General features: G+C 44.4%; 21 protein-coding genes and 1 riboswitch. Of the genes, 13 read left to right on the top strand and 8 right to left on the bottom strand.

The features are described from left to right. The first annotated feature begins 82 nt into the window (after positions 1-82). On the top strand, positions 83-568 hold the full coding sequence (locus U1I11_RS11665) for an AbrB/MazE/SpoVT family DNA-binding domain-containing protein (RefSeq protein WP_322906305.1): 486 nt from the start codon (positions 83-85) through the stop codon (positions 566-568). A gap of 912 nt (positions 569-1,480) precedes the next feature. Here the strand turns inward: U1I11_RS11665 and U1I11_RS11660 are convergent. Then, positions 1,481-2,287 carry a DUF2087 domain-containing protein gene (locus U1I11_RS11660; protein WP_322906304.1) on the bottom strand — a complete coding sequence of 269 codons (807 nt, stop codon included), beginning with the start codon at positions 2,285-2,287 and terminating at the stop codon, positions 1,481-1,483. Positions 2,288-3,380: 1,093 nt separating this feature from the next. Between U1I11_RS11660 and U1I11_RS11655 the strand changes: the two genes are divergently transcribed. From U1I11_RS11655 to U1I11_RS11635, 5 genes are all read left to right on the top strand, one after another. Further along, on the top strand, positions 3,381-4,523 hold the full coding sequence (locus tag U1I11_RS11655; RefSeq protein WP_322906303.1) for a YrpD family protein: 1,143 nt from the start codon (positions 3,381-3,383) through the stop codon (positions 4,521-4,523). A 37-nt stretch (positions 4,524-4,560) separates the two neighbouring features. Next, entirely contained in the window at positions 4,561-5,037 is a 477-nt protein-coding gene (locus tag U1I11_RS11650; protein ID WP_322906302.1) for a copper amine oxidase N-terminal domain-containing protein, read from the top strand. A 171-nt stretch (positions 5,038-5,208) separates the two neighbouring features. Beyond that, on the top strand, positions 5,209-5,685 hold the full coding sequence (locus U1I11_RS11645; protein WP_322906301.1) for a copper amine oxidase N-terminal domain-containing protein: 477 nt from the start codon (positions 5,209-5,211) through the stop codon (positions 5,683-5,685). A 176-nt stretch (positions 5,686-5,861) separates the two neighbouring features. Next, positions 5,862-6,338, top strand: coding sequence for a copper amine oxidase N-terminal domain-containing protein (locus U1I11_RS11640; protein ID WP_322906300.1), 477 nt, complete (start codon positions 5,862-5,864; stop codon positions 6,336-6,338). Between the two features lie 217 nt (positions 6,339-6,555). After that, a complete protein-coding gene (locus U1I11_RS11635) occupies positions 6,556-7,035 on the top strand; it encodes a copper amine oxidase N-terminal domain-containing protein (RefSeq protein WP_322906299.1) in 480 nt (159 codons plus the stop codon). A gap of 184 nt (positions 7,036-7,219) precedes the next feature. Here the strand turns inward: U1I11_RS11635 and U1I11_RS11630 are convergent, their stop codons facing one another. After that, positions 7,220-8,407: an MFS transporter gene (locus tag U1I11_RS11630; RefSeq protein ID WP_322906298.1), complete on the bottom strand. Its 1,188-nt coding sequence runs from the start codon at positions 8,405-8,407 to the stop codon at positions 7,220-7,222. Between the two features lie 151 nt (positions 8,408-8,558). After that, a riboswitch (purine riboswitch) is annotated at positions 8,559-8,658 on the bottom strand. Between the two features lie 704 nt (positions 8,659-9,362). Between U1I11_RS11630 and U1I11_RS11625 the strand changes: the two genes are divergently transcribed. From U1I11_RS11625 to U1I11_RS11615, 3 genes are all read left to right on the top strand, one after another. After that, positions 9,363-10,229, top strand: a complete 867-nt coding sequence (locus tag U1I11_RS11625) for a BglG family transcription antiterminator (RefSeq protein WP_322906297.1) — start codon at positions 9,363-9,365, stop codon at positions 10,227-10,229. 375 nt (positions 10,230-10,604) lie between these two features. Continuing rightward, a complete protein-coding gene (nagE, locus tag U1I11_RS11620) occupies positions 10,605-12,083 on the top strand; it encodes an N-acetylglucosamine-specific PTS transporter subunit IIBC (protein ID WP_322906296.1) in 1,479 nt (492 codons plus the stop codon). A 305-nt stretch (positions 12,084-12,388) separates the two neighbouring features. Next, complete coding sequence (locus U1I11_RS11615; protein ID WP_322906295.1) at positions 12,389-12,844, top strand: DUF4385 domain-containing protein; 456 nt, start codon at positions 12,389-12,391, stop codon at positions 12,842-12,844. Positions 12,845-13,238: 394 nt separating this feature from the next. Here U1I11_RS11615 and U1I11_RS11610 read toward each other — a convergent pair whose 3' ends face one another. Next, positions 13,239-13,997: a pentapeptide repeat-containing protein gene (locus U1I11_RS11610; protein ID WP_322906294.1), complete on the bottom strand. Its 759-nt coding sequence runs from the start codon at positions 13,995-13,997 to the stop codon at positions 13,239-13,241. 173 nt (positions 13,998-14,170) lie between these two features. Between U1I11_RS11610 and U1I11_RS11605 the strand changes: the two genes are divergently transcribed. Both U1I11_RS11605 and U1I11_RS11600 read left to right on the top strand, forming a co-directional pair. Further along, the gene (locus tag U1I11_RS11605; RefSeq protein WP_322906293.1) at positions 14,171-15,175 is read left to right on the top strand and encodes a MerR family transcriptional regulator; all 1,005 of its coding nucleotides are present in this window, start codon (positions 14,171-14,173) and stop codon (positions 15,173-15,175) included. A 367-nt stretch (positions 15,176-15,542) separates the two neighbouring features. Next, on the top strand, positions 15,543-16,541 hold the full coding sequence (locus U1I11_RS11600; protein ID WP_322906292.1) for a hypothetical protein: 999 nt from the start codon (positions 15,543-15,545) through the stop codon (positions 16,539-16,541). A gap of 195 nt (positions 16,542-16,736) precedes the next feature. Here U1I11_RS11600 and U1I11_RS11595 read toward each other — a convergent pair whose 3' ends face one another. The 3 genes from U1I11_RS11595 to U1I11_RS11585 all read right to left on the bottom strand — a co-directional run bounded on the left by U1I11_RS11595 (position 16,737) and on the right by U1I11_RS11585 (position 20,053). Continuing rightward, positions 16,737-18,149 (bottom strand): MATE family efflux transporter, encoded by a 1,413-nt coding sequence (locus U1I11_RS11595; RefSeq protein WP_322906291.1) that lies wholly within the window; start codon positions 18,147-18,149, stop codon positions 16,737-16,739. A 573-nt stretch (positions 18,150-18,722) separates the two neighbouring features. Next, the gene (locus U1I11_RS11590; RefSeq protein WP_322906290.1) at positions 18,723-19,661 is read right to left on the bottom strand and encodes a hypothetical protein; all 939 of its coding nucleotides are present in this window, start codon (positions 19,659-19,661) and stop codon (positions 18,723-18,725) included. Positions 19,662-19,810: 149 nt separating this feature from the next. Further along, positions 19,811-20,053 (bottom strand): hypothetical protein, encoded by a 243-nt coding sequence (locus U1I11_RS11585; RefSeq protein ID WP_322906289.1) that lies wholly within the window; start codon positions 20,051-20,053, stop codon positions 19,811-19,813. Between the two features lie 466 nt (positions 20,054-20,519). On the opposite strand from U1I11_RS11585, the gene U1I11_RS11580 reads away from it, so the two are divergent. After that, positions 20,520-22,337 carry an APC family permease gene (locus tag U1I11_RS11580; protein WP_322906288.1) on the top strand — a complete coding sequence of 606 codons (1,818 nt, stop codon included), beginning with the start codon at positions 20,520-20,522 and terminating at the stop codon, positions 22,335-22,337. 350 nt (positions 22,338-22,687) lie between these two features. Next, a complete protein-coding gene (locus tag U1I11_RS11575; RefSeq protein WP_322906287.1) occupies positions 22,688-23,302 on the top strand; it encodes a hypothetical protein in 615 nt (204 codons plus the stop codon). Positions 23,303-23,570: 268 nt separating this feature from the next. On the opposite strand, the gene U1I11_RS11570 is transcribed toward U1I11_RS11575, so the two are convergent. Together U1I11_RS11570 and U1I11_RS11565 are read right to left on the bottom strand one after the other, a co-directional pair. Next, on the bottom strand, positions 23,571-24,230 hold the full coding sequence (locus U1I11_RS11570; protein ID WP_322906286.1) for a hypothetical protein: 660 nt from the start codon (positions 24,228-24,230) through the stop codon (positions 23,571-23,573). A gap of 173 nt (positions 24,231-24,403) precedes the next feature. Next, a complete protein-coding gene (locus U1I11_RS11565; RefSeq protein WP_322906285.1) occupies positions 24,404-25,375 on the bottom strand; it encodes a DMT family transporter in 972 nt (323 codons plus the stop codon). Positions 25,376-25,419 lie beyond the last annotated feature (44 nt).

Here is a 25,419-nt window from a genome sequence, read left to right as displayed (position 1 = left end):
GATGATTGGAGCCAGCAGGCAAATAATGTTAAGCAAGCGATAATGCAATAACCTAAACTGAACCAAACGGAGGCCCTTAATTATGAAAAAAACAGGTATGGTACGTCAATTGGACAGTCTCGGCAGAATCGTTATTCCTAAAGAAATTCGGGATACGATGGAGATTGGCATCAGTGATCCGATGGAATTTTTTATTACCGAAAAAGAAATTATTTTCCGTAAGCATAAAGGGATTCAATGCATCTTTTGCGGCAGCTTTGACGATCTGATGTATTACAAAGATCAGTTTATTTGCGGTCATTGTGCCGAAGAAATGGGCGACGAGTCACAACATATTCCACTGGCAGAAGCTCCCGAAACACCTGCCTTTAACCGTAATCTGCAATCGTCATTGCGCAAGTCAAGAAGCAAACGCGGTGAAATGCTGACCAAAGTGGAAACGGCGATGCAAGAGCATCCAGGTGCGACACAAAATGAACTGGCTCGTATATTGGGCATCTCGCAAAGTCGGGTATGCCAGATTCAAAAAGAATTACGCGCCTCGTCCAGTGTAGGCTACAACCGTTAAGCAGTATACCTACTGGCTACAAGTTTAGCTTGATGATGTTTACTAGGGATCGCTCCGTCCATGCACATAACGATTAACAACTAGCTTTCCTTGTTTTGTACCGAAGCAGTCATTTTTATAGGTGACAGCAGCAACCGCTCAGCGAGTACTAGGCTGACCGCGTTAAATAGGCAGTTTGATATTTTTGATATTGCATAACAGAGATGTTCTGAAGCTACGATTCCAGTATATTTTTCATAAGCTGTAGTCCATCAGACATTGAATGTAAGCTGTTCAAGCTACTACGCTGCGCATGCCTATTGCTAGTAGTATCGATTTGACTATAAGCTTAGACACTAATGGCAAAACAGGATCAGACTGAATACAGGCTAGCATGTAAAGATAGATTGTAAATGACTATAGTAATTCGGTTATCGCATGCTCGTATAAATAAGCTTGTCTGTCGCTTAACATGTTCTTTTGTAGATCGCTGCTTTGGTTCCATATACACATACAAATCAAAACCCTCTCTATGCCGACAAAATCGGATCAGAGAGGGTATTTGTTATTCGCTGCTATTCGCTTCGATTTAGATAGATTGATGTTTTATAGGGTTCAGCTTCAAAATTCATATTAATATCAGTCAATATAATAGCAGTACCTAGACCAAGATGAATTGGAGTGTTGAAGCTGGAACAAGCTATTATTTATCAGGATTCCAGTGCATGATCAAAATTAACATTTAACTTGGTCTTATAGTTTAAAATTATTCAGATTACAGCTATACATAAGGGCATACAATGGATTCAAAGCCAATATTGAAAGCAGTCAATCTAATCGCAAACTTGGCATGTTGAGACAGCCCCTACTGCGGTAAGGAATAAAGGGACGAACTGCCGTCTCGCATCTCATCCACGCACGCGCACTTGTTATTTATCGCTTGACCCAGTAGGCACTGCCATCGTCCTGACGATCCATAAAGCCATATGCAATCATATACCGGCGCAGTGTAACATAGTCCGCATAAGCCGCTGCCAGCACTTCATTCACCTGCTTTTCGGTATACGTACGCCCGACTTCAAAGCGGCGAATCAACTGGCGCAAAATAATAATTTTACGCTTTTCCTTACGCGGAAACTCGGCTAATGGCCCGTCTGTTCCTTGTTTAAAATATTGCCGTAGCACCGCTTCATTTTCCTGCTCGGTCACAGCATAACGCTCATCCAGCATCGTAGCAGTGCGATGAATCGATACAAACGGAGACGGGTCATTTTGCTGTTCTTCCAACATGTCCATAATCGCCAAAAATACACGTGCTTGCTTCGCCTTTTCACGCAGCGCAAACCGATGATTGCGAATCGTCGATTTGCTGCCACCGTGCGCAGCCGTAATGTCGGTATCGCTTTGCCCTTCGTAAAAAGCACGTACCAACTCGCTTTGCAGCTCTGTCAACCCTGTCCATTTTTTATCGAGTGTGAGCAAATAATGAAACATCGAGCCATACTGCTGCCGAATATGCATCTGCATAAACCGCTCAGCTTCATAAAATGCCCCCTCCTGCTCATATATACGCCCTTTTTCAAACATCTGTCCATCGATTAGACAAACAAAGCTCCCATATTCGCTCGCCTGCTCATCTTCCACATACCCTCGCTTCAATTCCAGCAAATCCGCCTGCCAGAAACGCTCGGATAATTGTTTGTTTTGGCTTATGCTTTTGTTATTTGTCGTATCTTTCATAGGATGCTCCTTTACTGTGATGTGCTCACTGTTGAATATAAGACAGGTTTGTTATCATGCCGTATTGCTTGCTGAATCGTCGGTTTGGTTAAAGATTGTCCCAAAAAGTGAGTAACGTTATCTCACAGACAGGCAAATTACGGACTTAGGATCATTGAAATGCACGAACTAGGGCGTGTACGCAAACCTGGTATGTTGGCGCATCCCCCACTGCGGTACACAATAAGGGGACAAACTCCCGTCTCGCACAGGCATCTACGAATAGGGAGAGAAGGTAGATTCCCGCGCTCAAAAGAGGTAGTGTATTTTGCTGTGCAAAAACCTTTTTTCATTGCAAACCGTGTTTGAAAACCGCAAACACTGAAGTTCGTCCTTCCCCCTTGTTTCTTTCCGGCAGTGAAGTGCTTTTCGCAGCCTACGAGTTTGCGTACACGTCCTAACTTTCATTGGAGATTAATCGCTTTTGTATAAACGCTGCTATGACGGAGTATCAAATTTTCTCTTTATGTATATTTTATAGACTTTTTAATATTTGTCTATATAATTAATAGATTTTTTTGAAATAATAAGAATATGAACTTAAAAATATCATATGAAATCTCAAAACAACAGAACGATTTATCTACAATATTGCTAGTACTCTGACTGTTTTAAATATATAGTTTAAACCCCGTGTAGATTACTGCTATAAATAAGGACATACAGTGGATTCAAAGCCAATATTGAAAGCAGCCAAGGTACTAGTTAGTTAAAAAGACGCACCCGTCTACTCTAATTTGCATTTTAATACATATTTTAAGCTTAAAAAACTAAATATAATCATCAAATAACATTAAAATAAATGCTTGAAATCATATAATATTGATAATTTTCCATAGACATAAATACTTTTAATATTCAACTATACTTCTTTAAACAACAGTTTTTAAACATTTTATATTTAATACCCACTTTTTTACTTTAATTATATTTACTAAAAAAATAGATTTACAACTCCAAATTTATTTCATATAATCCATTTGTATTTATATTCACAGTAAATATATCCATATTTTGAAGGATATTTTTTGGTGAAAAATGGTATCTTATTCTTATGGCAAGCGCATTACTGTTTACATCTTCTAATGCAGTATCAGATGCTTCAGATGGGCAACAGACGGTTAGCGATTATCCAAAAGGCACGATTGTCGATGATCCGTATAGTATCCCTAAACAAGACATCAATGATATGCTGCTGCACATCCAGGCAGGAATACAACAAGATAAGAAGCAAAAAGCAGTATCCGCTTATGCAACGAACAGTCTCAACGATAATCGAGCAGCAAGCGGCATTTACGATTACATCGTGATCGATTCCGATTATGTGTATTCGTACGAAGAAGCACCCAATCAGCAACCTACACTAGACATCCAAAAAGCACCTACAGATGTATCCGTATACGATCCCAGCGTTGCCGAAGATACGTATAACAACGTAGAAAGCGTGAATACAGATACGTATTACAACCTAGATCATACATATGCTGATCCTAATATGCTCTCCTCGTCGCTCGCTGCCCAATCGTCATTCCAAATCGCAGATGGGATCGGTGGCAGACAAACGATACAACGAGCTGGCGGATACTTGTCCACTTTATTGCAACTGCCTAAAGATTCAGAAGTGCAACAAGAAGAAAGTGCTTATAATTATTCTGGATTTAGTTCAGGTGCATATGAAGCGGATATGGGGTTAGTTTATGATTCGAGTGTGGGATTTTATTCTAATCGCAAAGGCTGGAAACCTACTATGACTATCAAAAGAAATAGCACTGTCGCGAGTAACTCTAATATGGTTGCAGGTTATAATGATGTGCAATTCAGAAACGCCTACGCTTCTGACTCTAATGTCGTACTGTATGTATGGTACAACTATAACGGTAAAGCCAGAATGAAAATTACTGGAACAGCCATTTGTACGGATCGGGCTTGTACATCAGAACAAAACACGTCGCTCACCACGATTATAGAAACTGACAGTTCCAGTTTGAATATTAGTAAAGTAGATAAATGGAAATTATTATCTACAGTCGTTTCCAACCAAAATCATGGTCGCAATAAAGCAACGTATTCCAGCATTAAAATCGACAATACACTTGTTCCAAGCAGTGCCTTTGATTCGCCGCAAACCGAAGCAGCTACGATCACAAGAGACTTTAGCGGTAATAATAACAAAGTGACGATTACTGTATCTGGTTAACACACTCCAATTCATTTTATAAAGAAAGGTGATCTGTATGAAAAAGTTACTATGTAGTCTGTTGTTGCTGGTTATTCTGGTTACACTCACAATTACCCCAACGAGCTATACGTATGCCGGTCCGCCTCGTGTCACGCCGATTGTTTATTTAAATAACCAAAAGCTGGATTGTGACGCTCTTATTGTTGACTACTATGCCTTTATTTCGTTTCGCGATATTTTCTCTCAATTTGATATGGATATCGATTGGAATCAAGCCACTCAAACGGTTACTGCCAAGACTAAAGACGGCTCTAAAACAATTGTATTAACGAATGCTTCGAAAACGGTTTATATTAATGGCAAGCCGCTTCATGTTGTTAGTGCTCCATTTGTAGGCGGAGATACGTTATTTGTTAATTTGAGAGTTGTAAGCGAGGCATTAGGCGCTAAAGTGCAATTTGTGAAAGCTGCTCCAAACCACGGGCAATACAATACACCTGCTTCGTCTATTTACATTACTACTAACCAATAAAAATATAATTCTTGAAGTTGTATTCGCCCACTGCACCGTTCAAAAAGCTCCACTCGTATATGAATAACTATGACGAGTGGAGCTTTTTGATTTACCCATCAGCTATCGTTCAGCCTAACTTCACTTCAAGGCAATACATACTCATTCATTGAATCAAGAAAGGTGATTTGTATGAAAAAGTTACTATGTAGTCTGTTGTTGCTGGTTATTCTGGTTACACTCACAATTACGCCAACGAGCTATACGTATGCCGGTCCACCTCGTGTCACGCCGATTGTTTATTTAAACAACCAAAAGCTGGATTGTGACGCTCTTGTTTTTTATCGCTATGCCTTTATTTCGTTCCGCGATATTTTCTCTCAATTTGATATGGATATCGACTGGAATCAAGCCACTCAAACGGTTACCGCAAACACCAAAGACGGTTCCACAACCATCGTATTAAAAAATGCTTCGCAAACCGTTTATATTAATGGCAAGCCAGTCCAGGTTGCCAGTGCTCCATTTATAGATGGGGATACGTTATTTGTTAATCTGAGAGTCGTAAGCGAGGCGTTAGGTGCTAAGGTGCAATATGTAAAAGCTACTCCAAACCACGGGCAATATAACACACCTGCCGCCTCCATTTACATTACGACCAAACAATAAATAAAGTTTTTGAAGTTGTATTCGCCCACTACATCGTTCAAAAAGCTCCACTCGTATATGAATAACTATGACCAGTGGAGCTTCTTGATTTATCCATCAGCTATCGTTCAGACTAACTTTACCTCAAGGCTCAAGGCAATACATTCTTATTCAATTGATAACGAAAGGTGATTTGTATGAAAAAGTTACTATGTAGTCTGTTGTTGCTGGTTATTCTGGTTACACTCACAATTACGCCAACGAGCTATACGTATGCCGGTCCACCTCGTGTCACGCCGATTGTTTATTTAAACAACCAAAAGCTGGATTGTGACGCTATCATCGTTAATGATTCAGCAATGATTTCGTTCCGCGATATTTTTTCCCATTTTGATGTCAATATCAATTGGGATCAAGCGACTAAAACCGTTACGGCGACTACTAAAGATGGTTCCACAACCATCATCTTAACCAATGCTTCGCAAACCGTTTATATCAATGGTAAACCGCTAACCGTTATTCAATCCCCTACCGTAGTCGGGGATACTTTATTTGTAAATTTACGAGTCATTAGCGAAGCGTTAGGCGCTAAAATACAATTTGTGAAAGCTTCTCCAAACCACGGGCAATATAATACACCTGCTCCTTCCATTTACATTACCACCAAACAATAAAGTAATATTTTCCAAACGTTACTCACCTACTACACTAATTTACAACCAAATAATAAGGACATACTTTTAAAGTCATATTCTCCAACCGCACCCATCAAAATTCCATTCGTAAATGAACAATCATTACAAATGAAGCTTCTTTCGTTATAGATCAATCAACTTGAATTCATTTTAAGACATTGCTTATCAATTCATTTTATGAAGAAAGAGGGCTTATATGAAAAAGTCATTAATTAGTATGATTTTACTTTTTTTGCTATTTTCAATTATGATCGCACCAACTAGCTATACATATGCCACAACGCCTCCATTCGTGCCCACTGTTTATGTCAACAAACAAAAACTGAATTGCGACGCATTTATTGCTGTCACAGGTGTCGCAATGGTCTCATTCAGAGATATTTTTACTCCATTTAATATGAATGTACATTGGAACCAAGCGACCCAAACTGTTACCGCGACTACGAAAGATGGCTCTAAAACCATCGTATTAACAAATGCTGCGCAGACTGTTTATATCAATCGTAAACCACTAAAAGTTGCGCAAGCGCCTGTAATAGATGGTGATATACTATATGTAAATTTGCGAGTGATTAGTGAAAGTTTAGGAGCCAATGTACAGTTTGTGAAACCCTCACTAAACCACGGGCAATATGATACACCTGCTCCTTCCATTTACATTACCACCAAACAATAAAGTGATATTTTCCAAACGGCACTCCCCACCCCATTATTCCAAAAAGCTCCGTCCACCATGCTATATCATGGCGAACGAAGCTTTTTGATCTACCCGTTTATCTCGATTCCAAACAACTCCAACTACGTTTATATCATTTTACTTTAGCATCATCATCAACATTGTATACCATTCCCGAATTCCTTTAAGCCGAATGCACTGTCGTCTGCTTGCTTACACGTCGAGCGGCGATCGCTGGACGGGATAGTGAATACAGCGCACAGAGGAATGACAGCACGACAATCGCGGCGCCGATCCAGGAGTTGAGGTTTACATTGCCCGTATTTTTGATTACGATTCCGCCAAATGCGGAGCCGATCGCGATGCCGACTTGGAGGGCGGAGAAGTTAAAGCTTTGCTGGATATCGGAAGTTTCTGGTGCATGTTCGATCAGATAGCTTTGCTGTGCTGGTGACAATGCCCAGCTCAGTGCGCCCCAGACGAACAGCACCACCGGGAACAGCCACACCGATTTCGCTGCCAGCGGCAATGCAAACATAACGAGTGCAAATACACCGATTACGATCAAAATGCTGCGGCGACTGCCAAGACGGTCGGACATGATGCCGCCGATCATACCACCACTTACAGCGGCAAGACCAAACACAAAGTAGACAATACTAATCCAGTACGCATTCAGCCCCATCGTAGTTTGCAAAAATGGTGTCAAATACGCATACATCGTATAATGACCTGCCAGCAGCAACATCGTCACAAGATGGGCGCTAAAGATTTTGGCATTTTTCAGCGACGCCAGCTGTGCACGCAACGGCATCGACGCTTCGACTGGAATGCGATCCAGAAACAAGCCGATAATGACCATCGCTACCAGTGTCAGCAGCGCAATCGCCAGAAACAGCACACGCCAGCCAAGCGCTTCCTGAATGAGTACACCGATCGGCACGCCGAGTACGATCGACGAGCTAATGCCCATCGAAATAATTCCGATCACACGGGCACGGAACGCCGGTGCGACAACTTTCACAGCGATCGTCAGCGACAGCGTAACGATCAGCGAACCGCTCGCTGCCGTCAGCATCCGTGAGGCAAATAACACTTCATAATTCGGACTCCAAAATGCGAGCAAACTACCTGCCGTAAAAACGAGCATGGACCACAAATACAACGATTTGCGCTCCACCCCCGCTGTCAGCGCCAGCAATGTAGGCCCGGCGATCGCATACACTAATGCATAAATGGTGATCAATTGTCCTGCCGTGCCGATCGATACGTGCAGATCACGCGAAATTTCGGGCAGCACCCCACCGATAATTAATTCAATCAAGCCGACCGTAAAGGTCGCAATCGTCAAAATCATTACTTTGAAATTCAAGCCTTTTCTCTCCTTTGTTTGCCACGATTGTTGTGTAACATGCATGCAGACGGGATCGACGGTTATGTGCATCTCCGCTGCTTATGTTCAAAACGAGAGTGCCGGAATGCCGCAAAATCCATAAAAAAATCCTGATTACGACAGGATGCATAGAAGATGCACCATCTGTAGTAATCAGGATTGTTCGGTTCCTGGTAGAGACCCTCAAACCATATTATTGAGGTTATACACGATGTATGATAATTCCTTCACTCATTCAATTGTAGGTTGATCATTGACAGGATGTTCCATCAACATTACATACCTTACCAGATTGGAAAGGGGATTTCAACAGTTATTTGGGGATTTTTAAACTAAAACAACATTAAAAAAGTGCTACAATCATCTGGGGGAATCAAAATGACCCATTTCAGAAGATTATAAGCACTTATCGATTTATGATTTAATCATAGTAGATCAGGCTTTTGTAAATCAACATCTATCTTCATACAAATCCAAATTATAAAATAACAGACATACTGAACTCGATCGATTATACGTATGATAATTATATTAAACAGCTTAACAACGATGAGCTATCTAATACAGCAATTTGTAAACTTCCGTATTTATTTTTAGGATAATAAAAGAAGAAAAATATTTTCACCGTGAAAATACAAAAACGATATTGACGCTTCCCTTCATCCGTTATATGCTACGTATGAAACCGCCATCAAATTAAATATAACGACCGTACATCGGCGTGTTACCAGTAATGGGCATGAGCCAAGCAACGGACGATACCGGTACCTTTCAAGGTACTGCTGTGTCTCCATTGTCTTGGCTCTTTTTGACGTTTCTGGTCTTGGCTGGATGACATGTCAGGTATAAATAGCAAAATGTATCGCTGCAGCGTCATTATTGCTTTTCGTCAGCGCCTGACCGTGTTATTCTGCAAGCAAGAGGTGATTTCGGAATGAGCATAGACAATCGATTGTTGCGTGTAGATCGCATCGTCGGCAACAACATCGTTATGGCTTCCTCTGAAGCAACCGGTGTTGAATATGTGCTGCTGGGCAAAGGGCTCGGCTTTGCCGCCAAAAACTTGCAGCAACTGGACACAACCGATGAACGGATCGAAAAGCGGTTTCGACTTGAAGATCGGGAACAACTAATGAACCATCCTACCTTTTTTGAGGATATGGACGCGTCCATTATGGATGTGTCCGATCGCATCATCCAGCGGATCGGACAGACGTTTCCGGAACGATTGAACGACAAGATTTATTTGGCACTACCAAGCCATATTCAGTTCACCGTGTATCGGATGCGTCATGGGATTGAGATTGTGAATCCTTTTTTGCAGGAAACCCAGCTTTGCTTTCCGCAGGAATACGAGGTGGCGCTGGATGCGCTACAGATGATTCGGGAGGCGTTCAAGTTGGACATTCCGGAAGATGAAGCCGGCTTCCTGACGTATCATATCCATTCGGCTGTTACGCATGTTCCGCTAGGACAACTGGTCAAAATGTCATCGCTGCTGAGCAAGCTGCAACAGATGATCGAGCAGGAGCACCAGATGACATTCCGGCAGGGCAGTATGAATCAGGTACGCCTGATGATCCATCTACGCTTCGCGCTGGAGCGAATCGTCCAAGGCTCACTTGTGGATAACCCGCTGATCCAACAAATCCGCGATCAGTATGCTGCGGAATATGCGCTTGCACTACGCATGAAAGGTGTGATGGAAAAAGAGCTGAAATTGACGGTACCGGAGGATGAAGTTTGTTTTCTAGCTATGCATTTGTACCGGCTATTTCGCACGTACAACAAGGAAAGTTAATGTGCCACATCGATTAAGATATGCCTTTGCTTCATAACATCGTGTTTTGCCCCCATCACTGCGAAGACCGCTTTGTACTCCCAAATCCAACTGGTAATCGATACGATCATGCTGTACTGCCGGAGTTATGGTAGCTATGCTTCCATTCATCCGTTAATCGTGCGTCATTATCTATACAACTACATTGCAAATGTACGGATAAACGCAGGATTAGCGGATGGGTGAATGACTGCTATATCCTCCGTATTGAAAATTTTTTTCATAAATTCTATACTTTTGTTGTACGGTTTCATCGTTTTACAGCTTTAAAAATAATATAGTCATCGTGGAAATGACGCATTTGCGCGTCCATATGACTGTCAGGGGGATTATGCTATGCTTCAATTTTTGCAAAAGATCGGCCGTTCACTGATGCTTCCGGTCGCCACATTGCCTGCTGCAGCTATTTTGCAAGGGATCGGGCTGCTTAACTACGAGACGGACATCCCGCTCGGCTCTACTGTTGGCGGTTTTATGAATCACTATATTACCCCGTTGTTGACCGCTGGTGCCGGTGCGATTTTTGGCAATCTTGCCCTGATTTTTGCGGTCGGTATTGCGATCGGGATGGCACGTGATGCCGTTGCCGCGTTGTCGGCTGTACTTAGTTATATGATTTTGACCGCAATCCTTGGCATTATTCCAGGCATGATGGGCTATATACCGGATGATGTGAAGCTCAATATGGGCGTGCTCGGCGGTATTCTCGTCGGTCTATGGTCGGCATATATGTACAATCGTTTCTACAATATTAAAATGCCGGAATGGCTTGGGTTCTTCTCCGGCAAACGCTTTGTGCCGATGGTTACAGCCGGTACAACAATCGTGCTCGCTACGTTGATCGGTATGATCTGGAGTCCGATTCAAGACGCGATTTCCGTGTTCGGGATGTGGGTTGTCAGTTTGGGCGGATTGGGCGCTTTTATATTCGGCGTTGCAAACCGTCTGCTCGTACCGATCGGTTTGCACCATGTGCTCAACTCGATCGCATGGTTCCAAATTGGTGATTATACGGACGCTGCTGGTAAAGTAGTGCATGGTGACTTGACCCGCTTTTTCGCTGGCGACAAAACAGCAGGTATGTTTATGTCCGGCTTCTTCCCGATTATGATGTTTGCACTACCAGGTGCGGCGCTTGCCTTTATCCATACTGCACGTCCGGAAAAACGCAAAGCGGTCGCCGCTATTATGATTAGTGCGGCACTAGCTTCGTTCCTCACCGGTATTACGGAGCCGCTGGAATTTGCGTTTATGTTTACCGCACCACTGCTCTATATTGTGCATGCGCTGTTAACTGGTCTATCCGGCTTGATTATGTATATGCTGGACGTCAAACTCGGCTTTGGCTTCTCTGCCGGTCTGATCGACTATTTGGTCAATATGAAGCTGGCAACACATCCGCTGCGGATGATTCCGGTCGGTCTGGCATTTGGTTTACTGTACTATGGGTTGTTCCGCTTCCTGATCGTAAAATTCAACTTGAAAACACCGGGTCGTGAGGATGACGATCTGCCATTAACCGCTGTTCCAGCTGATGGTACGAAGGCAGCGATCTCAGCATCCAGTGCTAACGCAAACAGCAAAGCCGCGCAAGTATTAAGCCATCTCGGTGGCGCTGAAAATATCGACAGCATCGACGCCTGTATTACCCGTCTACGTCTCGTGGTCAAAGATGATCGCCAGGTTGAAGACGCTGAACTGCGCAAACTTGGTGCAGCTGGCATTATGCGACTCGGACAGGGCGCGGTACAGGTCATTTTCGGTACACAATCCGAAGCGCTCAAAGACGATATTAAAGATATTATCGATAAATGAGTTAGCTTTGCTAGCAAGTATAGCCGATCATGTTTAACTAAAAGCATCGCTTACAGCTGCTGTTGTGCGGTAAGCGATGCTTTTTTTTGTGCGACAAATAAATGTTATTACCGCTTATGACCGTTCGCCTATAACCTGCACTTCCATGCAGACGCATATATTGGTTAAGCTGTGTACGCAAACATGGTGTGTTAAGTAGTCATCACGACGGCTCGCCTATAACGATCATTAACATTTGCTATGAACGAATACATCACTGTATAAACGGGTAAATGGTTGGAAACAGACAAACCGAGGTGATCGTTATGCCCGACAAATTCGACTATGATCTAGACTATCCGAATCTTAATTTGCGCGAACATCCCGAACTGTATCGTGTAGGCAAAGGCGAGCAAGGCGTGCTGATGGTAGAGCCGTACAAAAGCGAAATTTTGCCACACTGGCGCTTTAAAACACCGGATATCGCTACCGAATCTTCCGAGAAAATCTATGCGCTGTTTCTGGAATACAAACGACAAAACGACTTTATCGGCATGGATATGGCACGCAAATTTCTGCAAATGGGCTACACCCGCGCCCGCCGCTACACCAATCACAAAGGCGGACGCAAATACGACGAAGACGGCAATATACTCCCTTATACAAGCGACCCGATCAAAGCGGAATCTGCACGCATTTTTAAGGTGAAATGGGATGAAGCGAAGACGGATACGGATTATGTACGCATGAAAAAAGAGCATCAGCAGCGGTATGGCGGCTGATGCTTTTAAGTTCAATTCATCTGTAATCGTCTCAACATAAAACGATATCGTACTATTATGACCGCTTTCGCTTTATAGTTTGATGTTGCATAGCTTCCCGCTATTCATCAGGACAGGCAGTAGAATTAAAACCAATATTGAAAACAGTCAAGCTACTACTAGTTTGTATCAAACATATTTACAGTTTGTCGATCCAACAATGGCTTGGTGCTGAATCGATTTAGGGACGTTTAAACACAATTTTTATTTGAGACAGCCTACTACTTTGACCATGATAAATATTAGCTTTGATAATGTTTTTAAATTCGCGCTTTATGATTCGAATCATTCCCACTTCGCTATAAACCCTCTTTTTCATAGCTTATCTTTATCACTCGGTTCATGTCTAGATTGCCTATTCAGCCAACCCTAAACTGCCCACCCATGCTTTCGTAAACGTCGCTCCATACATTTTATTCATATAGGTCATATTAAAAATATACTGTTCGTTACGTTGCAGATTGTTCAGGCTACGCACCAGTTGTTTACGCTCGTCAGCAGACAAAGCAATGTTTGCATCAGTAGTCATCAAAGCGTTGGCGATGCGGGCAGATAGATCGTTAACATACAAATGATCTGGATAGTTGGGCGGAATACATGCTGTCAAATCACAACCGATAAATTGCACACCATTCAGTCTACAATTCGCAAAATCCGCCTTTAATTTCTGCTTGCCTGTCCCTTCAAACGTAATCTCGCTTAATTTGCCAACAAAACAGCAATTCACGATACGGGATGCTTTTAATATACGGTCACTAAATGTACATTTGTTAAATGTACAATCGATAAATGTCGCATGTTCCAACGTCATTCCCCGCATATCGCAACCTATAAACTCACATTTTGTAAACACAGCTTCACCATCCCCAATGCCAACCGCACGCAGATCGCAATGGATAAACTGGCATTGCTCAATCGTACAAGCAGCAAAAAATCTCGCATTGTTCAGATCACAATGATCCAACCGCAACTGCTGAAGGATACAATGAAAAAATAGGGGCGAACCTAAATTGGAATGATAAACCGTTGCCCCACTGATCTGTTCGTTTTCATATTTAACAATATCCATAAACGTTTCATAGTTTACCGAAATCGCAGATTCAAGCTTTCTCATCGTTGCCTCCTCGTCATGACTTAATATGATCGATACCGTTATAGACGCTGTTTTATAAAATGTGATAGAAATGAATATATAGCTAATCATCACCTATAATTAAAGCATGCTATAAATGAGGTGAACAACCTTTGTTGTCACTATTGTATATATGTATTGCAAAGGAGTTTCTCATGAAAATTAACGAGCTGGCGCGCAAGCTGGGCATATCGGCACGGACGATTCGATTTTATGAGCAGCATCGTTTGCTGCCGCAGGTGGAGCGGGAAGCTAATCAATATCGAATATTTAGCGACGAAGATGTATGGCGACTGCAAACGATTATCGCACTGCGCGAAGCCGGGATGAGCGTCAAAGATATTCGCGAGGTGTTGGAAGCGGAGTCTGCGCAGCAGACGGTGACTGATCGCGAACGGCTGCGTTATTATTTGGAGCTACAGCAAGCATTGCTTGCCGGGCAGTGGCTGGAAATGCGGCGTATGGCGGAGACGACTGCGCAAATGCTAGAGCTGTTGCACAATGAGCGTGAAGTGCCGCTACAGGAATTTTTTGAACTTGCACAGCAAGCACGGCAACTACGCGAACTGCGGCATAACTGGCGGGATCATTGGAATTTTGATCAGCGTGCTACCGAGCATGACCAGCATGTGCACATCGATCATCACGCTTATCCAGGTTATGAGTATGTACTGAATTATACGGCGGCTAGCGTGCGTGCCGCCAGCGGTGAGCGAGGACTTGATCTTGGTACAGGCACCGGCAATCTTGCTGGCAAGTTGCTGGCGCAAGGAGCAGAGATGTCCGGTATCGATCAATCGCGGGAAATGCTTAAACAATGCCGCAGCAAATTTCCGACTTTGGACGTGCGCATCGGCAATCTGCTTTCGATTCCGTATGATGATCGCAGCTTTGATTTTGTCGTGTCCAGCTTTGCTTTCCGTTATTTTACCGAACAAGAGCTGCCGCTGGCATTAGCAGAGCTACGGCGCGTATTAAAACCATATGGACGCATATGTATTACCGATACGATGGCGGCAGACACGCCGGACAAAGCAAACGATCCTTCCCTTGTCAACCTGTTACAGCAGTGGCTAGAGCAACATCATTATATGCTGCAATATACCGCCCCCTATGCTGGCGTGTTCACATTGCTTGCCGTGCCGATTCGTGCACAGTAATACGCTCCGCCCTCTCATTCGTGATGCTTGCACGATGTTTAACCCGCTGTGTCCATGCTATAATTTACTGGATATGAGTACGTAGAATTTGTGCATTGATTCGAGCAGTTCGGTACTTGTGCTTGATCTACTGTAGTACAAGTATACCAATACGTGCATTGATTCGAGCAGTTCGGTACTCTTACATCGATGCAATACAATCTACGGCAGTACAATAAATTATATTGCATCAAGAACAGGGGGAATGGTGATCCAAAGATGGCAGTTAATGGCTAAGCCCAAGCATGCTGCCGCTATCAATAAAAGCGAAGTCAGCCAGCTAGAACAATCGCAACCCTATTATAGCTACCGAAAGGAGACGAAATCGATGATGAACGAGCAATATAATCGTCCAATCTGGAATACGCTAGAGCGTCAGCAACGGCAGCAGTTATTAGCACAACTGCAAGCCCAGCTTCCAACCGGCTTTACGCTGGATCGACTGGAAACGTTTAACCGTTATGGACAGACGACCGAGACGGGTGTGTTTACCTATCAAGGCAGTGAATTTGTATTTGTGCCTGGTGATACGGTGACATTGGGGTTGGATCGATTGCCAAGTGAGCTGGATCAAGCTACACGAGAAGATTTAGAAGCCGGATTAAGCGAACTGGATTTAAAGCTGGATGAAGCGGATTCGATAATCTCACCACAAATGTCTCCCGTACGGCAAGCGCAGATCGCGCCGCTCGTAGTGGAACGACAGACGCATGCTGTCGGTTGGATACGTTATGCGCCCGAACAGCTTGATCCGGAAGAAGATGACGATATTTTGGAACATCTCGAGCGGTTTCAAACGTCCACTTATCGTAGTCTGGAAGTAGACCAGACCTGTCTGCTTGAGCGTGATGGCGACCAAGTGAAGCTGTATGTGTTTAACGATGCGGAAGATGTGCAGGAATGGATCGACTATGATCTGACACCACCGTTTTCCTTGCTAACCGAAGATGAATGGGAGTATGTGTATGGCGGCGGATGCCGGACGTTGTTTCCGTGGGGAGATAGCTTTGATTATACGCTGAAATTGCGACATTTCCACAAGTCTACTGATGGTACGGAGCACGATGATCGTCCATACGATTTGGAGCTGCCTAATGCGTTTGGACTGCATTTTACCGGCGATCCTTATCGGTATGAATTGACTGTTAATGCGGATGGGCAAGATATCGATAAAGGCGGCGATGGCGGCAATGCGATCTGCGGCGGGATCGGGATAATGCTAGGCTATTTGCCAGTCGCAACCTATTACCGCAATCCGTATCAAAATGAACTGGATTGGTCAGAACGTATCGGTTATATGCAATATCGCCGTGTGATCCGGCTTTAAATGGAGTCGGATGCGTGTCTATTCCACCATCCGACCAGCAAACAGTATATATCAAAAATCCCGCCCACCCTCCGGTGAACGGGATTTATTTATACTATAAAGCTACACTACATCATCTGCACACAGGCAATGCCGCTCTGCCAACCGACTGCTATACGACACAATCATCGTATCCCGCAAGTTTGGAGTGCAAGGTCATACCGGCGCTGCCAGCGGCAATTTCTCTGGCACTTCCGGTTCTTCATGCTGAATGAGTGCGTGTTTCTCCCAGGCTCTACTTTTCCAGCGGAAATACATAATGACCGCGCGTGTCCATTCATCCGCTGCAATCGCCAGCCAAATGCCAGCGAGACCGAGGTTCATTTTGAATACAAACAGATAGCCGAGCGGCAAGCTCATGCACACCATCGAAATGAGTCCCATATAGACCGGGAACTTCGCATCGCCGGAGGCACGGAGCGAGTTAATAATCACGATATTGCATGTTCGTCCCGTTTCCAGCAGGAAGCTTAGCAGGATCACCTGTGAAGCCATATGGATAATGTCCGGGTTGCTAGTAAACATCCCGATTAGCGGCTCGCGCAGCAAGATGATGATCACATCCATCACCAGTGTAGCTGCCATCGCCCATTTCACACTTTTCCACACACGATGGTATGCTTCTTCCTTACGTTTCGCACCGACGAGACGACCGACGATAATCGCTGTGCCCATCCCGATTGCAATGCTGAACAAATAAATAAACGTCGAAATATTGTTAGCATATTGACGTGAAGCCATCGCTTCACTACCAAGATACGTGACATAAAATACGAATACGAGCTGGCACAATTGATACGTAATTTGCTCAACTGCCGATGGCACACCGATTTTCAAAATTTTCATAATGTATTCTTTGGACATTCTGAAATAATCGGCAAACATAATGCGTACTTCCATCACACGATACATGAGCCAGAAGAAGACGAGCATACAGATTAGGCGACTGATGATGGTAGAAATCGCTGCACCTTGTACGCCAAGTTGAGGCAAGCCCCAATGACCGAAAATGAGCAAATAGTTCAACCCGATATGCAGCACATTCATAAATACCGACACAAACATCGTTTCTTTCGTAAAACCATACGTACGAATGACCGCAGCCAAAATATTAATTAACGCCTGCAAAAAAATCGCACCACCGACGATCGCGATATAACTTTCCGCCAGTGCCAAAATATCGCCCTGCAAATGCATAGCTTCCATGATATGTTTACCAAACAGCAGGAAGGTTCCGCTCAAAAGCACACCGACCGATAAGTTCAGCGTAATCGCCAGCGCCGTAATCCGGCTCGCTTCTAGCAGCTTGCGTGACCCGATATATTGGGCTACAACGATTGCCGCCCCGTTGCCGATGACCTCCAGAATCAGTATAGCGATTGAAATGACTTGGTTGGATGTACCGACAGCCGCCACCGCGTTGTCCGATACGTCGCTCAGCATTAGTGTATCGACGATCCCCATTAACATGAACAGGAATACTTCGAGGAAAATCGGCCAGGTCAGTTTAAACAGATTAAATTGAGTCTCAACCGTTGATTTGCTTGGTGCAGTGTTCATAGCGCTCATGATGTCACCTTCCTTTTGTTTGTTTCTTGTTTACTACAATTCATTATGGCAGTCTTGGCTGCAAAAACTTCGCGCAACAGCATGCATTGGCATGAAGTTCAAAGGTCATTTCCGACAGACATCTCTTAAAACTCTACGTATCTTAGCATATCCATTTTCCAATTGCACTACCTAAACTGAAAATTTCTGAAAAAATTTCAATTTTTCCGATTCAAATGTTTTATGGGCGGGTATTGTGACTTTTTGGCACGAAAAAAAGGTTCGCTAATATGTGTTTTCCACAAGTTTGCACAAGCGATTCAAACAGCAAAAAAGGCATCCCCTCTCCTTGCGGTAGAGGTAAGATACCTTATATATCAGGTGTTGGCACAATATCGTAATCAAATCCATTTGCTTACTCCCGCTTACAAACCGCCTATGTCCTGCTTACTTTTCCCATAATATTTCATTATGAAAATCATTGTGAAAAAATGTTCGTTTTTATGAAAATAAATACTCGCTTAATCGCTTACAAATGCCTGCGGCTAAACACTCATTTTCATAATTTTACTTATTACTATAACATCATTCACTTCACTGCTCCGCCAAGATGATCGATACGCTGTTGTAGCCTGGGCGCTGTGACATCGGGTTACCTTGAATCGATACACCGAACGCATCGTTTACAATCCCGACGATACTAATGCTAGAGCTGGTGGACTGTTTAGCGCCAAATTGCATATTGTAACCAGTATAATAATCAATATACGCATTACCGATCATCGCCAAATCCGCCTGGGTGCGATACACGAGTGAAAGCTGTTTTTTGCCACCTACTACTAGCTCCATCATTCTGACCCGTTCTGCGTCTGCCGGGAATGGAAAGTCGGCGGACAGATAGGAGCTTTGAATGACACCTGTTGTCATCCCGATATTGGCTATTGGTGGTGGTGTCGGATCATTTAATGTATCGATCGGTCCTGGTGTTGCGGCAACGGCAGCGCTGGCGCTTGGTGTATTGGTGCTGTCAGAAGTTGCTGTTTTGGAAGATTGTGCCGGTGGTGATGTGACCGCTGCGGTTGTGCTGCCACTACCTGTCGTTGTAGAACCGGTTGCGGCATTAGCTGTTGCTGTGTCTTTGGTCGCTACAGGTGCAGTGGACGTCGCATTTTGGGTCGCTGCTGGCGTAGTCGATGTTGTATCCTTCGTCGGTATCGCTGCATTGGTAGTACTCGCGGTGCCTGCTTTACCGATCAGTACGCGATTGTTGACCGCATCATACAGCACCGACGTATTCATCGTCTCGCCAATCGCCCGAATCGGCAAATACGTGCTACCTTCATACGTAATCGGAGCTAGCGGCTGCCCATCGGCATTCATCGGTGTGTACGTCTGTCCGTTTAATTCCACACGAATCCCGTAATTTTTGAACGCTTCAATCCGTTCAAGCTTGACGCCTGCATATACGCCGCTAGAGCCTGCCAGTATCATTCCTGCCAGCATCATAGGAAACAGCCATTTTGTCTTTTTCATCGGTGATCCTCCTGTTCGCCATCTGATTTGCCGTCAGCGCTGGAATGAAAGTGTAGATGCGGCAATTCATTTCTATTAATATCGGCGGGAACATCACAGAGTATTATATAGTACAAATGTAAAATTTTAGAATATTACATGATTGTTTATTATCGTTCACGCTCGTCGCGATAGCGCTCGGTTTCTTCCTGGATGCGGCGTTCATAGCTGTTGCGATGTAGCCATACATTATTGTTCAAACTTGCCACCTGCCCCATCGCAAATAACACCGCCAAAATGATAAAAATGAGCAAATATGCCTGCATAAAATAACCGAGATAAAAGCATGTCACAATCGCAGCCAGCATCAATACCGTCACGATTAGTAGCAGCCGTAGCATCACTTTTTTCATCTTCGTTCGCTCCTGTTTTCCATTATTGTTATGCTGATCCTATCGTTCTACATTTCGCAACCGATGTCGTCCATTATGCGTTGTGGCTGCCTCGGCAAATTCGCTGCGGTAAACGAATTTGCAGATCGTTTAATTTTAACAAATTTTCGCAAAATTTAGCATGACTTTTTGCGTTTGAGGAGTATAATGAAATACGCCTGTTCCGTCCAGCCGACAAAGAAGCTGTACAGCCGATAGGCAACGATATGCGTATAGGCTTTCATCCGGCACAAGCTGGCATGATGCTGTACGCTGTTGTGCGGTTCGTTGTAATGCTGAACTGAACAAATTGCGTTGATACCGGAAAAAGGGTGTATATAAATCGTAACGCATTTTATATGTATCCATGATCGTCCGGTACACGTATAATCATTATGTTATTTACAATGTCAACTATCAAATTTACACAACGAAGGGGTACACACAGATGTTGGGCAAGTTAAAGCGTATCTTGATCGGAAGACCGATGAAATCCGCAGAACTCGAAGCGGAAAAGCTAGGCAAACTGAAAGCACTCGCTATTTTGTCTTCCGATGCGCTATCCTCGGTTGCATACGGAACCGAACAAATTTTAATCGTATTGATGGTAGCTGGTTTTGCCGCATTATGGTATTCTGTGCCGATCTCGCTAGCTGTGCTGGCGCTATTGGTCATTCTAGTCATCTCATATCGGCAGACGATTTTCGCCTATCCGACAGGCGGTGGCGCCTATATTGTCGCCAAAGACAATATCGGTCATGTGCCGAGCCTGATTGCTGGCGGCTCGCTGCTCGTCGACTATGTGCTGACGGTTGCGGTTAGTTCGTCCGCAGGCACCGATGCGATCACATCCGCCTTTCCGGCGCTGCATGATCATCGGGTATTGATTGCCTTAATTATGATTGTATTTTTGACGATAATGAATTTGCGCGGGGTGACCGAATCTGCCTCCGTGCTGGCGATTCCGATTTACCTGTTTGTCATCGCCATTTTCTTTCTGATTATTAGCGGTACGATCAAATATATGACCGGTGGCATTGAAGCGGCGGCTCCGCAATTTGGCGCTACGATCTCCAATGTGAGTCTATTTTTGCTACTGAAGGCATTCAGCTCCGGCTGTTCTGCCTTAACCGGGGTGGAAGCCGTATCCAATGCGATTCCGAACTTCCGCCAGCCTGCCGAACGTAATGCTGCTGCCACTTTGCTAATGATGGGCATTATTCTCGGCAGCATGTTTATCGGCATTACGCTGCTTGCTTATTGGTATGGTGTCAGCCCGCGTCCAACGGAAACGGTCATTTCGCAAATTGCCCGGATGACGTTTGGCAGTGGGGTCATTTATTACATTATTCAAGGTGTGACTGCACTCATTTTGTTCCTCGCTGCCAACACCGCTTATTCGGCATTTCCGCTGCTCGCTTTTATGCTAGCAAAAGATAAGTACATGCCGCATATGTTTATGGTACGTGGTGACCGGCTTGGCTTCTCGAACGGCATTATTTTCCTGAGCATTGCTTCGGCATTGCTCGTCATCTTATTCCACGGCGAAACCGATAATCTGATTCCGTTGTATGCGGTCGGCGTATTTATTCCGTTTACGCTATCACAGCTTGGAATGATGATTCGCTGGATTAAGAAACGCCCGGCAAACTGGGGTATCAAGCTGTTAATCAATACGATCGGCATGTTGACTACACTATCGATTACGCTAATCTTTATTTTCACCAAGTTTTCGCAGGTATGGATTATTTTCATCTTTTTGCCGATTGTAGTGTATTTGTTCCACAAAATTTATGTGCATTATCGCAATGCAGCCGAACAGCTACGGATCGATCTTGAACATGACAAGCCGCAGCCTAAAGGCAATACGATCATTATTCCGGTCGCTGGCATTACACGCGTCGTTATGAATACGATTAGCTACGCACAGACGTTATCACCGAATGTAGTCGCCGTCTATGTCGGCTTTGATGAAGAAGCGATTGAGAAAATGGAGCGTAAATGGGAGCAATGGAATCCAGGCGTACGTCTGATCGTGCTTCGTTCGCGCTACCGCAGCATTCTCGGCCCATTGCGTCGATTTATCGATACAGTGGAATGGAAAAATGGTGAAACCGACCATATTACGATTCTAATTCCGCAATTTGTGACTAAGCACTGGTGGGAAAGCATTTTGCACAATCAGACGAGTTTGCTCATGCGAGCATATTTGCTCAATTACAAAGACGTAGTTGTTGCTACTGTGCCATTCCATCTCAAAAATTAATCTATTGCTATAAGCTAGTGAACGGGCAGCGCTTCGTTGAGCATCATCAACATAGACCTATTCGTACGTATGTTATGAATGATATTGCTGTATCCGCTAATCCAAGCCTGCTGTGAGCCGATGATGCTCACAGCAGGCTTTTTCTTTTCGTTTATGATAAGTAGTAAGCTTGCCATCTGGCTGGAAATTAGCACATAATAGCGTCAAGGCAATCGCGATTATGAAGCATACGTACACAGACTGGAAGTTATTGGTCAATCACGCTTAAAATCGGGTAAAAAAGAACAAGCATATGGATATAACGTATTCCAGCATCATATATGCACAGTACACACAGAGGAGGATTCATTATGATCAACAAACGTACAATTCCGCTGATCGCTGTGATGGCGATGGCATTGTCGACATCGGCGTATGCTGCAAACGATCTGACTGTTCCAGCGGTCAAAGAAGCAACCGTCGCCACGCCGTCCGTACCGCAAATGCCGAGTACACCATCCGTTCCATCCGTCTCATCCAGTTCCAACAGCAACTCGACATCAGGCTCTAGTTCCAGTAGCAGTTCGAGCAGCTCCACTGGCAGCAGTTCGGCTAGTTCATCATCCGAATCGAATTTGAACAATCGACTCGTCAATGTGGCAGGCTTTGACTCTGCTAAGCAGTTTACCGGTTATTTTGCCAATCTGAAACGAGCGGTAGCTAAAGGCAATCTGGACGCAGTAGCCAAGCGTGTATCGTATCCGCTAGCTGTTAATGGGGCAAACGGCAAAAAGCGCAGCATTTTGAATGAAAAGCAATTTTTGAAAGAATACAATTCGATTATGACCGCAAAAGTGCGTAATGCGCTAGCACAGCAAAATGTGAACGATGTGTTTGTTAATTATCGCGGTGTAATGGTCGGCAATGGTGAGCTATGGATCGGTGTTGTTGGCGGCAAGCCAGGCATTTATGCGGTAAATCAGTAAATAATAATCGATCGGCATGAACGATAGTTCCCTATAACAGAGGAGAAGCGCAAGCATAATGCTTGTGCTTCTCCTCTGTTTGAGCTGTCATTTTTGGTAGTGCTGTTCCTTTGAGATTAACGTTCTTTTACATGATGATTTTCAGTAGTATTATATGGAACTACTATAATTTTTAATTCGATTCATACTTACAGTGTTTAACTCGCTTGTGCAACAGCAGGCGCAGACGGATGATCCATCTCGTCTATATCCGGGTCATAAGATAGCCTTATTTACCTTGGAACATCAGTTTGACTTGATCTGTAGTAAGTACTCTTTTGTGGAATGGTGGATATTCTTTGCTCGCCGGATCGTAGACGCTATCTTGCGGCAGATTGATCGCATAAATGTAGTTGCTGTTAGCGGCGATCCGTTCACCATAAGGCACTTCATCTGGCAACTGCGCATTCCAGACAGCACGTGGAATCGCCATCAAGCTAAGGACGGAAAAACCGTTATAGCTAAAATCGACAACTTCGGAACTATCCATACCGGGTGGATGGTAGATTGCCGCTTTGATGCCGGTTTTCCAGGCAGGCGGATAATAGAAGCGGAAGTGCTTGCCTTCATACACTTGCGTCTGTGTTTGCACAACACCAGTGCCGGATGTTGTAGTCTTGGTTGTAGAAGCACCTGATGTGACCGTTGCTGGCTGCTGGGCTGCTTTGGCTGAAGTTGCCGAATCAGAACCGGTAGCCGCGGCGCTAGCATACGGACTAGTAAACCATAATCCTCCTACACTTGCTAACACAACGCCAAGCGTCAGTGCCATGATGCCGCTGCGAACGAAGCGGCGGGTCGTATGCAGCGGTTGCGGAGCTTTGTTGTCACCGGTAGTTATAGATGCGTTTGTTGCGGTTGTATGACGGGTTTTGATATTAAAGTTCACTGCGCAGTTCCCTCCATTTCCGATATCGCTAAGTAGTGATTTAGCTACTTATCTAATTCGGACTCAGGAGGAGGAATTCCTGCTACTATCAACGCTGCTTGTAGTGTTTATAATTTTCCAACATTGGGATCGGCAGAACGATAATCGAAAATAGTCTGTTTGCTTCTTGCGCCTCAGCTTGATTTAACGGGTAGGGATGGTTCCAGACGTTGCTCCAACTGTCGTTTGGTGATAGTGCTATGTTTTTTGCCTTTCCACAATGTTTGTAATGATTCGAAATTGGTGAGCACGACACCGCAGAGGACGATGGCTGCGCCTGTAGCTACTAGCCAGCTTAGTGGTTCGCCGTACAACGCCCAGCCGAGCAGCAGTGCGAGCACAGGCGAGATGTATAGCCAAGTGGATGGAAATACCGGATTCGTGCGCGAGACGAGCCAGTAAAACAGTGTATGTCCGCCCATTGAACCGACGACGATCAAATAAACTAGTGAGGCTAATGCGGTTGGTTCCAGCATCGCACGGATTTGAATCTGTCCGTGTTCGGTCAATAGTGACAGCAACAGCAGCATCCAGCCGCCGTGCATAAGTTGGGCTGCATTTTGCGCGATTGGGGATACGTCTTTCATGGCGGAAGATACTTGTTTGGAGTAGACGGCACCGCTAGCATAACCGATCTCGCCAATAATGACGACTGCACATGCAAGCATCCATAGACCGTGCACCGTGCCGGACAAGCCGGGTAGCATTAGCAATGCCACTCCGCCCAGACCGATAAATACACCGATAAACGCGATCCGTGATACATTTACTTTGAGCACGAGTGCACGAATAAGCAGGATCATCGCCGGGCCGGTTGCAGACAGCAATGCGCCTACTCCGGACGTTACATATTGCTCTGCCCAGTACAGAGCGGCAAACGTTACAAACGTCATACTAGCACCGATCCATAATGTTTGCTTGCGCCATAATAACGAAAAGCTAGTTTTGCCGCATAGTCGCATAATGAGCATCAGGATCAAACCTGCCAGGAAAAAGCGGACGCCTGCGCTCCAAAATGGTGGCAGCCCTGCATCCACTCCAATTTTGACCGCCAAAAAAGTCGTGCTAAAAATTAGGCACATTATAGCATAACCGAGCATTATCATCTGTCATTCCTCCTCTTTGTTCTGTTATTGTAAAGGAAGCACAA

Origin of the sequence: Paenibacillus campi, from assembly GCF_034659835.1 — a bacterium.
Taxonomy (GTDB): domain Bacteria; phylum Bacillota; class Bacilli; order Paenibacillales; family Paenibacillaceae; genus Saccharibacillus; species Saccharibacillus campi.
This window is presented reverse-complemented; position numbering and strand designations above follow the sequence as displayed.